12 protein-coding genes are annotated in these 12,203 nt (G+C 68.6%); 6 read left to right on the top strand and 6 right to left on the bottom strand.

Annotated elements, in window-relative coordinates; all coding sequences use genetic code 11:
- Window positions 1-27: 27 nt before the first annotated feature.
- The 3 genes from ACFWU2_RS01300 (at window position 28) to ACFWU2_RS01290 (ending at window position 2,282) form a co-directional block, all read left to right on the top strand.
- Window positions 28-852, top strand: coding sequence for an alpha/beta hydrolase (locus tag ACFWU2_RS01300; protein WP_378599098.1), 825 nt, complete (start codon window positions 28-30; stop codon window positions 850-852).
- A 100-nt stretch (window positions 853-952) separates the two neighbouring features.
- Entirely contained in the window at window positions 953-1,516 is a 564-nt protein-coding gene (locus ACFWU2_RS01295; protein ID WP_378599095.1) for a CsbD family protein, read from the top strand.
- Window positions 1,517-1,607: 91 nt separating this feature from the next.
- Entirely contained in the window at window positions 1,608-2,282 is a 675-nt protein-coding gene (locus ACFWU2_RS01290) for an IF2 family translation initiation factor (RefSeq protein ID WP_378599093.1), read from the top strand.
- Between the two features lie 68 nt (window positions 2,283-2,350).
- On the opposite strand, the gene leuS is transcribed toward ACFWU2_RS01290, so the two are convergent.
- Window positions 2,351-5,233 (bottom strand): leucine--tRNA ligase, encoded by a 2,883-nt coding sequence (gene leuS, locus ACFWU2_RS01285; RefSeq protein ID WP_378599088.1) that lies wholly within the window; start codon window positions 5,231-5,233, stop codon window positions 2,351-2,353.
- Window positions 5,234-5,337: 104 nt separating this feature from the next.
- Here leuS and ACFWU2_RS01280 point away from each other — a divergent pair, with 104 nt between their 5' ends.
- Both ACFWU2_RS01280 and ACFWU2_RS01275 read left to right on the top strand, forming a co-directional pair.
- Window positions 5,338-5,742, top strand: a complete 405-nt coding sequence (locus ACFWU2_RS01280) for an SdpI family protein (RefSeq protein ID WP_378599085.1) — start codon at window positions 5,338-5,340, stop codon at window positions 5,740-5,742.
- 82 nt (window positions 5,743-5,824) lie between these two features.
- Window positions 5,825-6,829: a DUF1648 domain-containing protein gene (locus tag ACFWU2_RS01275; protein ID WP_378600196.1), complete on the top strand. Its 1,005-nt coding sequence runs from the start codon at window positions 5,825-5,827 to the stop codon at window positions 6,827-6,829.
- A gap of 11 nt (window positions 6,830-6,840) precedes the next feature.
- Here the strand turns inward: ACFWU2_RS01275 and ACFWU2_RS01270 are convergent, their stop codons facing one another.
- The gene (locus ACFWU2_RS01270) at window positions 6,841-7,458 is read right to left on the bottom strand and encodes a YqgE/AlgH family protein (RefSeq protein ID WP_378599082.1); all 618 of its coding nucleotides are present in this window, start codon (window positions 7,456-7,458) and stop codon (window positions 6,841-6,843) included.
- 13 nt (window positions 7,459-7,471) lie between these two features.
- Window positions 7,472-8,140 carry a TetR/AcrR family transcriptional regulator gene (locus ACFWU2_RS01265; RefSeq protein ID WP_378600191.1) on the bottom strand — a complete coding sequence of 223 codons (669 nt, stop codon included), beginning with the start codon at window positions 8,138-8,140 and terminating at the stop codon, window positions 7,472-7,474.
- Window positions 8,141-8,283: 143 nt separating this feature from the next.
- On the opposite strand from ACFWU2_RS01265, the gene ACFWU2_RS01260 reads away from it, so the two are divergent.
- Window positions 8,284-9,564 carry an MFS transporter gene (locus ACFWU2_RS01260; protein WP_378599079.1) on the top strand — a complete coding sequence of 427 codons (1,281 nt, stop codon included), beginning with the start codon at window positions 8,284-8,286 and terminating at the stop codon, window positions 9,562-9,564.
- Here the strand turns inward: ACFWU2_RS01260 and ACFWU2_RS01255 are convergent, their stop codons facing one another.
- From ACFWU2_RS01255 to modA, 3 genes are read right to left on the bottom strand one after another with little or no spacing between them, the layout of a single operon-like run.
- Window positions 9,565-10,644 carry a sulfate/molybdate ABC transporter ATP-binding protein gene (locus ACFWU2_RS01255; protein ID WP_378599076.1) on the bottom strand — a complete coding sequence of 360 codons (1,080 nt, stop codon included), beginning with the start codon at window positions 10,642-10,644 and terminating at the stop codon, window positions 9,565-9,567.
- Window positions 10,641-11,438 carry an ABC transporter permease gene (locus ACFWU2_RS01250; RefSeq protein WP_378599073.1) on the bottom strand — a complete coding sequence of 266 codons (798 nt, stop codon included), beginning with the start codon at window positions 11,436-11,438 and terminating at the stop codon, window positions 10,641-10,643. The genes ACFWU2_RS01255 and ACFWU2_RS01250 overlap by 4 nt, the downstream gene beginning before the upstream one ends.
- Complete coding sequence (gene modA / locus ACFWU2_RS01245) at window positions 11,435-12,184, bottom strand: molybdate ABC transporter substrate-binding protein (protein ID WP_378599070.1); 750 nt, start codon at window positions 12,182-12,184, stop codon at window positions 11,435-11,437. The genes ACFWU2_RS01250 and modA overlap by 4 nt, the downstream gene beginning before the upstream one ends.
- Between the last annotated feature and the right edge of the window lie 19 nt (window positions 12,185-12,203).

Raw genomic sequence — 12,203 nt, 5'->3', positions numbered from 1 at the left:
GGTTCGACCCGCGACGCCAGGAGAACGATGCCCGAGACCCTCGCCTTCACCCTCGACGGACACACCGGCACGCTCGCGGCCAGGCAATGGGAGACGGCGACGCCCCGATACATCGCGCTGTTGTGCCACGGCTACGGAGAACACGCCGGTCGCTACGACCATGTGGCCGCGCGACTCGTCGACGACGGCGCCGCGGTGTACGCCGTCGACCATGCCGGTCACGGACTCAGCGACGGCGAGCGCGTCTTCGTGCCCGATTTCGAACTCGTGGTGGACGATTTCCGCCGCCTCGATCTCACCGCGCGGCGCGATCACCCGGGGCTTCCCGTCGCCCTGATCGGACACTCGATGGGTGGCATGATCGCCGCACGGTACGCGCAGCGCTTCGGAGACGAACTCGCCGCCGTCGTTCTCTCCGGCCCGGTCCTCGGCACGTGGCCCGTCGTCGATACGTTGCTGGCAGCCGACGAAATCCCTGATACCCCCATCGATCCCGAGACACTCTCACGCGATCCCGAGGTGGGACGAGCGTACGTCGACGATCCCCTCGTGTGGCACGGACCGTTCCAGCGGGCCACCGTGGAAGCCCTGAAGGCGTGTCTGGACCTCGTCACGACGGCCGGCCCGGTCGAGACCGTGCCCGTGCTGTGGCTGCACGGAGAATGCGACCGTCTCGTGCCGATCGACGGAACCGCGACCGGGTGGTCCACCTTCGCCGGCAGCGCTTCGTCGTCGAGGGTGTACCCCGGCGCGCGACACGAGATCTTCAACGAGACCAACCGGGACGAAGTTCTGGGCGACGTGCTCGATTTCGTACACGCCAACCTCGGGGACGCTCACACATCCGCGTGACGGCCGGGTTAATTTCCCGCCGGTTAAGGATTGAAGCGCACCTTCTGCGGATATCCCGTCGAGAACCACTTTCTCGTGGATCCATCGGAAGGGAGTCCCCGTGGCCGAAGAGGATGCATCACACAGAGCCCGTGCCGGGTTGAGGAAATCCGTCGTCGGCAAGTTCAAGGAATTCACCGGTGCGCTCACGCGCAACAATTCCCTGACAACGGAAGGTCGCCTCGAGCAAGAGGAGGCCAACAAACTGAAAGAAGCGGACACGTCCGCACGAATAGCCGAAGCCGACGCAAAGCAGGCCACCGAGCACCTCGAGGCTGTGCACGAGGCCGGTCGCCAGGAACGTGCGGCGGCGGAACGACAAGCCGACGCCACCGAGACCCGTGCGCAACAGGAAGCCGAGATGCGGAAGCAGGAGGCCGAACGCGAGCGGCAGGAGCATGTGGCGCGCGAGCAAGCCCAGGCGACGCGCGACGCGGCGCTCGCCGAACAGCGTGCCCGGGTGCGGGAGAACGTAGAAGCGGCCGAGGTTTCCGCAGACGTGGGCGACGCCCATGCGGAACACGGAGCAGCCGTCACCGACGCCGAGCGCGCACGCCTCGAGGCCGAACAGGAACGCCGCCGGGCCGAGGCTCTCGAGCAAGCGCTGGACGAGCACGACCGCTGACGCAGAACGGCGACCCGGCCACCCGGCGACCCGTGTTCGGCGAGACCCCGACTTCATACGGACCACAGAACCGGAGACTGGAGATGTGCCCATGAATTTGACCGCCTTACCCAAAACCGTTCTGCGACTGCAATATCGCATCGCCCGATTCCCCCTGGGCGTGATCGAGCAGCAGTTGCGGTTCCTCCCGTCCGACGCGGCACCGCGCCTGATGTACGAGCGCGGCCTCGGCATGCTCGACGGCATCGTCGGCAGTGTGGTGGGAGACGAGGACATCGCCACACGCGGGGCGCTCGCCAACGAACGCGCGCAGGCCGTGATCCGCGCCGAAGAACTCGACCGGCAGGCGGCCGACGAAAAGCGGGCTGCAGACGAGGAACTCAGGCGCGCCCACGAACGCGCGGCGGACGAGCGTGAGGAGGCGCGACGGAAACGCGAACGCGACGTGGAGCAGGCGCGGGCCCAGCGCGACGAGCGCGAGAAGCAGGCCGCACGGGAGGCCGCGCAGAAGAAAGCAGCGCAGACCGCGCAGGCCACGAAGCAGGCCGAGAGGCAGCAGCAGACCGCCGAAGCAGCGAAGCGGAGGCAGCAGGCGGCCGTTCGGGAGGCCGAGAAGAAGGCATCCGAACCGGCCAAGATCGCGCTCGAGGATGCCGTCGCCAAGAAACTGGAGTCGAAGAAGGCCGAGCAGGACGCCAAGAAGGTGGGGAACCTCGCCGACGCGGAGAAGTCCTCGCGGCGTTCGGCTTCGAGGCAGTCGAAGTAGCAGAACCGACAGTGCCCGGCAGCTCGTGCGAGCTGCCGGGCACATGTTCGTCGCCTACGTGACCACGTCTACTTCACGACGTTGACCATCTTGCCCGGTACGACGATCACCTTCCGGGGCGCGGCGCCGCCGAGCATCTCGACGATCTTCTCGTCCGCCAGCGCGGCGGCTTCGATCGCATCCGGCTTCGCATCGGCGGGCACCGTGATGCGGCTGCGCACCTTCCCGTTGACCTGGATCGGGTACTCGACGGAGTCCTCGACGAGCCACTTCTCGTCTGCGGTCGGGAAAGGCCCGTGCGCAAGCGATTCCGTGTTCCCGAGCCGTGACCACAGTTCCTCGGCGAGGTGCGGCGCCACCGGAGCGAGCATGAGCACGAGGGGTTCGACCGCGCTGCGCGGCGCACCCGCCGGATACTGCTTGGTCAGGTGGTTGGTGTACTCGATCAGCTTGGCGATCGCGGTGTTGTCACGCAGGTGCGCGTAGTCGTCCGACACCCCGGCAACGGCCTTGTTGAGCGCGCGCAGGGTCTCGTCGCCGGGCGTCTCGTCCGTGACCCGCACGTCGCCGGTCTCCTCGTCGACCACCAGTCGCCAGGCACGCTGCAGGAAGCGGGACGCACCCACGACGTCCTTGGTCGCCCACGGACGCGACTGGTCGAGCGGGCCCATCGACATCTCGTACACGCGGAGGGTGTCGGCACCGTATTCGTGGCAGATCTGGTCGGGCGCAACGGAGTTCTTGAGCGACTTGCCCATCTTTCCGTATTCGCGGGCAACTTCCTGCTCACCGTCGGGACCCGTCCAGAAGAACTTGCCGTCGCGTTCGACGACCTCCTCGGCCGGGACGTAGACACCGCGCGCGTCGGTGTAGGCGTACGCCTGGATGTAACCCTGGTTGAACAAGCGCCGGTACGGCTCGGACGAGGTCACGTATCCGAGGTCGAACAGCACCTTGTGCCAGAAACGCGCGTACAGCAGGTGCAGCACCGCGTGCTCGACGCCGCCCACGTACAGGTCGACGCCGCCGGGATCGTTCGGCCCGTACAGGTCCGGGCGCGGCCCGGTCCAGTACTGCTCGTTCTCCTTGGCGCAGAACTCCTCGTTGTTGAGCGGGTCGATGTAGCGCAGCTGGTACCACGAGCTGCCGGCCCACTGCGGCATCACGTTGGTGTCGCGGGTGTAGCGCTGCAGGCCGTCGCCCAGGTCGAGTTCGACGTTCACCCAGTCCGTGGCCTTCGCGAGCGGAGGGGAGGGTGCGGAATCGGCGTCGTCGGGATCGAACGAGACGGGAGCGTAATCCTCGACCTCCGGAAGCTCCACGGGCAGCATGGATTCGGGGATCGCGTGAGCCTCGCCCTGTGCGTCGTAGACGATCGGGAACGGTTCGCCCCAGTAGCGCTGGCGCGCGAAGAGCCAGTCACGCAGCTTGTACTGGACGGTTCCGACTCCCGCCCCGGACTCCTCGAGCTTGGCGATGATCGTCTTCTTCGCGTCCGGCACCGTCAGACCGTCGAGGTAGTCGGAGTTCACGAGCACACCGTCGCCGGTATACGCCGCCTCCGAGATGTCGCCACCGGCGATGACCTCGCGGATCGGCAGCCCGAACGCGGTTGCGAACTCCCAGTCACGCTGGTCGTGGCCCGGCACCGCCATGATCGCTCCGGTGCCGTACCCGGTGAGGACATAGTCCGCGATGAAGACCGGCAGCTTCTCCCCGTTCACGGGGTTGACCGCGTAGGCGCCGACGAAGACGCCCGTCTTCTCCTTGCTCTCCTGCCGCTCGAGATCGGACTTGGCCGCAATCGATGCCCGGTACGCGGCGACCGCGTCGACGGGGGACGCGGCGCCACCGGTCCAGCGGGCATCGACACCCTCCGGCCAGGACGCGGCGACGATCTCGTCGACCAGCGGGTGCTCGGGTGCGAGAGTGACATAGGTGGCACCGAACAGCGTGTCGGGCCGGGTCGTGAAGACCTCGATATCCGAATCATGTCCGGCCACACCGAACTTCACCTGCGCGCCGTTGCTGCGCCCGATCCAGTTGCGCTGCATCGACTTGACCTTCTCGGGCCAGTCCAGGTATTCGAGATCGTCGATGAGCCGGTCGGAGTACGCCGTGATGCGCATCATCCACTGCTGAAGATTCTTCCGGAACACCGGGAAGTTCCCGCGTTCGGAACGGCCGTCCGCGGTGACCTCCTCGTTGGCGAGCACCGTACCCAGGCCGGGGCACCAGTTGACCAGCGAATCCGAGCGGTACACGAGGCGGTAGCCGTCGAGAGCGGACTGCTTCTCGGCATCCGACAGGCTCGACCAGTCACGGCCGTCCTCGAGCGTGCGGACACCCGAGTCCAGTTCCGCCTCGAGTTCCGAGATCCGGCGGGCCTTCCCTGCCGAGCGGTCGTACCACGCGTTGTAGATGGTGAGGAAGATCCACTGCGTCCAGTGGTAGAACTCCACATCCGTGGTCGCGACGGAGCGACGCTCGTCGTGCCCGAGTCCGAGGCGCCCGAGCTGACGCTGCATGTTGGCGATGTTCGCCTGGGTGGTCGTGCGGGGATGGGTCCCCGTCTGGACGGCGTACTGCTCCGCCGGCAGCCCGAAGGCGTCGTAACCGAGTGTGTGCAGCACGTTGCGGCCCTGCATGCGGTGATAACGCGCGTAGACGTCCGTCGCGATGTAGCCGAGCGGGTGGCCGACGTGCAGGCCCGCACCCGACGGGTAGGGGAACATGTCCTGCACGAACAGCTTGTCGGCCGGCACATCGCCGGCGAGCGCGCCGACCGGATTGGCGGCGTGGAAGGTGCCGCGCTCGCGCCACAGCTCCTGCCAGCGCTGCTCGATCTGCCCCGCGAGTTCGGCGGTATACCGATGCTTCGGGGTGGCGTCGGACGACTGCTGCTGGGCGGCAGCGTGCGGCTGTGCGGAGGTCTGATCGGGACGGGTCACGGTGATCGCTATCTACTCGGCCGGCGTTTGTGGGCTCCTACCAGGGTAGAACGTGCCCGAACCCGACCTCACCGGCGCCTTCGGCCGACGCGTATCCTGACCGAGTGCTGATCGTCGCCCTTCTGCTCTTCCTGCTCGCTCTCGTCGTCGGAGCGGTCGGTGTCGCGGCACTGGCCGGGAAGCTGCCGCGTAACCGCTGGGCCGGAGTGCGCACCCCCGACTCTCTTCGCGACGACACCACGTTCGCGCTGGCCAACAAGGTTGCCGCCCCGAGCATGCTCGGGGCCGGCGTCCTTCTCGCCGTGGGCGGTATCGCCTGCCTGACCCTGCCGACCGTCGCGGCGATCATCGCGATCGTCGTCACCGTCGGGGCGGCGCTCGTCACCGCCGGTGCCGGTGGTGCGGTCGGTGCGCGGGTCGCGGCGGCGACGAAGCCCGAGGAGTCCGAAGGATGCGGCTCGTCCTGCGGTGCGTGCAGCCTGCGTGGGGCGTGCGAGCCGAGCGCCTGACCCGGGATCTCACCGCCGGCCTCGCCGGCAACGCAGAACGGCTCCGAGCCTCTACTGTGAGGCCGTGTTGGAGAGTGAGGCCGTGTCGCAGACCCGCGTGATCGATCCTGTCGGCGTTGTCTTCGGCATCATCGTTCCGGTACTCGCCGCCGCCTCGATCGTCGTCCTCTCTCGCCTCTGGGAGCCACGGCTGCCGGCCGAGGTGGCGACGCACTGGACCGGATCGCGCCCGGATGGCTTCGGCCCGGTCGGATCGTCGGCGTGGACGATGGCCCTGCTCGTCGTGATGGTCGGTGGCGGTTGCTGTGCGATCGCGGCGCTCGCCCGGTCGTTGCTGCTGATGCGGCGCTACATGCTCGTCATCGGTCTCGGGGTCACCGGGTTGATGGTCGCGACGTTCGTCGCCGTGCTCGGCGCCCAGCTCGACGTCGCGGATGTGACACAGACAGCATTTCCCACCTGGTCGATCGCCGTCGGCACGGTCGCGGGTGTCGCCGTCGGATGGCTCGGCGCGGCCCTGCTCCGCGACGGACGCGAGCGCACACCTGCATCACAGCCGCCCGCACCCGATCTGCCCCGCGGACCGTTCGAATCACCCCTGGTGGACCGAGTCGGTATCGGCACCGGTGCCACCGTCGCCCTGCTTGGCTCGATCCTCGTGCCCACGGTGCTCGTGTGCGCGGCCACGGACAGCTGGTGGCCTACGGCGGTCGTCGTTCCGGTCGCCGTCCTCGCCGTGAGCCTGCTGCGCTTCACCGTGATCGTGGACGAGAAGGGCATCCGGGTGCGCAACCTCGCGACGGATGCGGTGGTCTACGACCTCGACGAGATCGTCGGCGCCGAGATCACCGAGACCCGACCCTTCCAGGACTGGGGCGGCTGGGGTCTGCGGGTGAAGGGACGCGGCAGATACGGCCTCGTCACCACCACCGGACCGGCTGTGGCGGTGACGACGGCGTCGGGCCACGTCTTCACGGTCACCTCGGCACGAGCCGATGAGCTGGCCGGGGCACTCAACACCCTCGCGGATCGACGCAGCGCCGGCGCATCCACCGACTCCACCGGGCTGACGGAACCGTCCTCCTGACCGACGGTCGGTCAGTTCCGTTCGATCTCGATCGGATGCGTCGCCAGCAGTGCCAGCGGGAGCGGCTGGCGGCGCAGGACCCGCGCCCAGAGGTCGACGTGTGCGGGAGTGAAGATGTCGTAGGGAAGCGCGGAGACAACCATCCAGTCGTCGTTGCGCAGTTCTCCGTCGAGTTGACCCCCGCTCCATCCCGCGTACCCGGCAAAGATCCGCACGGCTTCGACGTGCCGGGCGATGACAGCCGGATCCGAATCGAGATCGATCATCACGACGCGGCCGTCGACCCGGCGGATACCGGGTACACCGTCGACGGCCGTTCCGACGCGGACCGTGCCCAGACACAATGCCGAACTGCGGTGAACCGGGCCACCGACGAACAACGCCTTCGGCGCCGCCGCGAGCCGTGTCCACCGCGGCAGCATCGCGTCGACCGAGGTATTGCTGATCCGGTTGAGGACAACGCCGAAACTGCCCGCGGCGGTGTGCTCCACGACGTAGACGACGCTGCGGCGGAACGTCGGTTCGGTGAGGTCGGTGGCGGAGACGAGGAGACTTCCCGGCCGCACCTTCGGAGTCACAGGTGCGGTGCGGTCCTCGGGTTCCTCCTGGTGCTGCGCCACGAGAGACATTCTGTCACCGGCGTCACCGCGATGTCGGGCGGAACCCGGCTGTCCGGGCGAGCAGCGCGAGGTGGTGGTCGAACAACGACTCCGGGTCCGTGAAGGTGCCCGTGCCGTACTGACCGAACACTTCGAAACTCACCGCCCCGAACAGCGCCGGCCACACGAACAGACCCCGCGCCAGAACGTCGTCGGGCAGGTCTGCGGAGATCTCGGCGCGGATGCGATCGAGATCACCGGCGAGCCCGGCAGTCGTCCGGACCTCGGTCGTCTCCTCCAGCACCCCGTCCCGGTGGGCCTCGACCAGGATGCGCACCAGACTCAGAACGACGCGGGTTCCCGGTTGGGTGGTCCGGTCGGCGGGTGCGTGATAGCCCGGCACAGGGGTACCGAAGATCAGGCCGTACCGGGCGGGCTCGGCACGCGCCCAGGCTCGCACCGCCCGGCCCAACGCGAAGAAGCGTGCCCGGTGGTCGGCGGCGTCCATAGCATCGACTGCTGCATCGACGGCATCGCCGAGTTCGTCGTAGGCATCGATCACCAGCAGGGTCAGAAGTTCGTCGCGGCTTGCGACGTACCGGTAGACGGCCGAGGAGACCACCCCGAGATCGCGGGCGACCGCCCGCAACGACAAGGCCTCGGCGCCACCGGCGGCGAGATGCTCGCGGCCGATGGCCACGATGTCCGCCATCGTGCGGGCACGAGCCCGGGCGCGGGGTGTTGTCACGCCGCCCAGCCTGCCCTACCGGAAGCACCGCAAACAAATGTGAGCGCTGCTCCCTGCCGCCCCGGGCGGGACATCCGCGCAGAGTGGCGATCGATAGGGTCGCGTGTGTGCGGGACTCCCAGAAACAGGCGTGGCGATCGACGGCGACGGCGCTACGGCACTCCCCGGGACTCGCGCGACTGACAGCGGTCCGGTTCGCCGGGCAGTTCGGGGACGGTCTGTTCCAGGCCGCCCTCGGTGGAGCGATTCTCTTCAACCCCGAACGTCACACGAATCCGGTGGACATCGCCGTAGGGTTCGCGGTGCTCCTGCTGCCCTATTCGGTGATCGGACCGTTCGCCGGGGCCTTGCTCGACCGCTGGGATCGCCGGCTCGTCCTGGTGTGGGCCAACGCGGTACGCGGGGTTCTCGTCGCGTCCGCGGCCGGGGTGCTCCTCGTCGGCGGACCGCAACTACCCCTGATGCTGCTGGCACTTGCCGCCGTGGGGGTGAGCAGATTCGTTCTCGCCGGAGTCTCGGCATCATTGCCCCACGTGACGAGGCAGTCGTGGCTCGTTCCGGTGAATTCCGTTCTGGCAACCGCGGGTTCGGTTGTCGCGGCAGCAGGTGCCGCCGTCGCGGTCGCGACGATCGGTGTCGTCGGTGCGGGGGACACGGGTTCCGGCATCGCGGTGGCGGTCGGCGTGACCGGGTCGGTCGTCGGCGCCGCCGCAGCGGCGGGGTTCCCCCGCAACGCACTCGGGCCCGACGGTGCACGACTCCGCTCGCCGGTGAGCGCGGTACTCGCCGGCCTGCGGACCGGCGCGGGCGCGGTCGCCGAGAATCTCGGGGTCGCTGCCGCGCTGCTCGGTATCGGGGCGCACCGCATCGTGTTCGGCCTGAACACACTCATCACGCTGCTCGTCCTGCGAAACGCCGACAACCCGTCGGATCTCCCCGGTGGGCTCGCGGGATTCGGTGCCGCGGTGGCCTGCACCGCAGCGGGGATGCTCCTCGCGGCTGCCCTCACACCGTTCCTCCTCCCTCGTCTCGGACGACCTCGTGCGGTCACCGCCGGGTTGCTCGCCGCCGCAGTCGTGCAGTTCGCGTTCGTCACTTCCTTGACGACGGGATCGTTGCTGATCGCCGCTTTCCTCCTCGGGGTCGCGGGACAGACCATCAAGCTGACGGGCGACGCCGCCATGCAGATCGAGATCGACGACGCGCGTCGCGGGCAGGTATTCGCGTTGCAGGACACCGTGTTCAACCTGGCGTTCCTGGCCGCGATCGCCGCGTCGGCCTTCCTGATCGCGCCGGACGGGCGCAGCCCGGGACTTGCCGTGGCCGGCGGGCTGTTCTACGTGCTTGCCCTGGCCGGCGTTCTCGCACTCGGGCGGTCGCGAACCTAGTCACGACCCCCGCAGGACCGGGAGCGCGGCGCGATGAACGCGAATCTCCGTCGCCTTGACGACGAACCATACGGCCGAGCCCGGCTCGAGACCGAGATCCGCAACCGCGGCGGGCGTCACTTCCGCCGCCAGACCAGCGACTCCGGTGCGTACCAGCACCGTCGAGCCCCGGGCTTCGACTTCGGTGACGGTCACCTCGAACGCATTGCGGGGACTCCCGTGTGGCTCGTCCACGTACACCGCGACCGCGGCGGGGGAGAAGACGGCTGCGGCCACATCTCCCGGTGCGCACTCCTCGCCGACGACGCCGTGCACGGCACCGACCTCCGTATCCACGCCGTCCCCTGTCACCGTGCCGGCGATCAGGTTCATCCCGGCGATCTGTGCGGCGAAGGCGCTCCGTGGGCGGGTGAGGACGTCCCGCACCGCGCCGTGTTCCACGACGCGTCCCGATTCGACCACCACGACGCGGTCGGCGAGGGCCAGGGCGTCGAGGGGGTCGTGTGTCACCACGAGTGCCGTCCGCCGGTCCTCACGCAGTATTCGGCGCAGCAGTGACCTGATCGCCGGTGCCGCAGCGACATCCAGCGCTGCCATGGGTTCGTCCAGCAGCAGCAACTGCGGGTCGGCAGCGAGAGCCCGGGCGATCGCGACCCGCTGAGCCTGCCCGCCCGACAAGCGGTGAGGTTTGCGGTCGGCGAACTCCACAGCGTCGACGGCGTCGAGCCAGCGCATCGCCTCCGTGTGCGCGGCACGGCGCCTCGTTCCGGCACTGCGCGGCGCGAAGGCCACGTTGCCCGCAGCGGTCAGGTGCGGGAACAGCAGGGCCTGCTGTGCCAGCAGGACAACCGACCGGCGATGGGGCGGCACCGCGACACCCGCCGACGTGTCGGTGAGGATCCGGCCACCGAGCTCGATCCGCCCTTCGTCCGGAAGAACCAGTCCTGCAATCAGGTTCAGCAGCGTCGATTTCCCGGCACCGTTGGGACCGAGGATCGCGACCACGCTGCCGGATGCCACGTCCAGGTCGAAGTCGACGGACCGTGCGTCGACACGTGCGCGCACGTGCAGTCCGCTCACCAGTCGCCGCCTGCCCGGCGGCCGCGTGTGGCCACCACGATGAGCACTGCGACGACGACCAGGAGCAGCGACAACGCCACGGCGGCATCGGGATCGGTTTCCCGCTGCAGATAGATCTCGAGAGGGAGGGTCCGGGTGACGCCCTGGAGGCTGCCCGCGAAAGTGAGGGTCGCGCCGAATTCCCCGAGTGCCCGCGCGAACGCCAGGATCGCACCGGAGACGAGTCCCGGCAGCACCAACGGCAGGGTGACTCTGCGGAAGACGGTGGTGGGCCGGGCGCCCAGCGTCGACGCCACCGCCTCGTACCGCCGGCCCGCGGTACGCAACGCTCCCTCGAGACTCATCACGAGGAACGGCAACGCCACGAAGGTCTGTGCCAGCACGACAGCGGTGGTGGAGAAGGCGATCCGGATCCCGAACGCCTCGAGGTGTTCACCGATGAGGCCGCGTCTGCCGAAGGTGTACAGCAACGCGATCCCACCCACCACGGGCGGCAGAACGAGCGGCAGCAGGACCAGTGAACGGAGCACCGGCATCACGCGGGCCGTGCTGCGTGCGAGCACGGCAGCCATGGGCACACCGAACACGATGCACAGCACGGTGCTGGTGAACGCGGTCCGCAAACTCAGCGCGAGCGCTTGCATCGACGCCTCGGACGTGACCAGTTCAGGGAATCGGTGCCAGTCGACGGAGAGCACGATCGAGACCAACGGCAGCACCACGAACAGCCCGCCGGCGATCGCCGGGAGATAGATCCACGCCGGCAGACCGGTCGGGGTGCGGACCGCCGTCATGGACCGGCGAACCCGGATTCCCCGAGAATCTCCAGTCCTTCGGGTCCGGCGACGAAATCGACGAACGCGCGGGCGGCGTCCGGATTCCGGGAATCTTCCAGTACGGCAATCGGATAGGTGTTGACGGAGTCCCCGGACTCGGGAAAGGCCACGACGGTGACGGCATCGCCCGCGGCGCGCGCATCGGTGACGTAGACCAGTCCGGCGTCGGCCTGTCCCGAGGTGACCTTGGCGAGCACGTCGGCGACGGAGGATTCCTCGCTGACCGGCGACAGTTCGGTTCCGGTCGCCTCTTCGGCGCGCACGGTGGCGGCGCCACACGGCACCCGGGGAGCGCAGACGACCGCCGACACGCCGTCACGGCCGAGGTCGGCGAACGAGGTGATGCCCTTCGGATTCCCCGGCTCGGTGACGATCGTGAGCGTGTTGGCCGCGAAGAGCACCGGCTCACCCGCGACGAGACCCTCGTCCACGACGCGGGACATCGTGACGGGATCGGCGGAGGCGAACACGTCGGCGGGTGCGCCCTGCGCCAGCTGGCCGGCGAGGTCCGACGAACCTGCGAAATTGAACACCACAGCGGCGTCGTCGTGCGCTTGCTCGAACGCGGCGCCGATCTCGGTGAACGTGTCCCTCAGCGACGCCGCCGCGAACACCGTGACAGTGCCCGCCACACCCTCACCCGACGGATTCGGATCACCCTGCTCCGAACCGCAGGCGACCGAAGCCAGGGCCACGGACGCCACAAGAATCCATCCTGCACGC

It is taken from the genome of Rhodococcus sp. NPDC058639 (assembly GCF_042717545.1).
Taxonomy (GTDB): Bacteria; Actinomycetota; Actinomycetes; order Mycobacteriales; family Mycobacteriaceae; genus Rhodococcus.
Note: the sequence above shows the minus strand (reverse complement) of the source record. Positions and strands in the feature narration are given on the sequence as shown.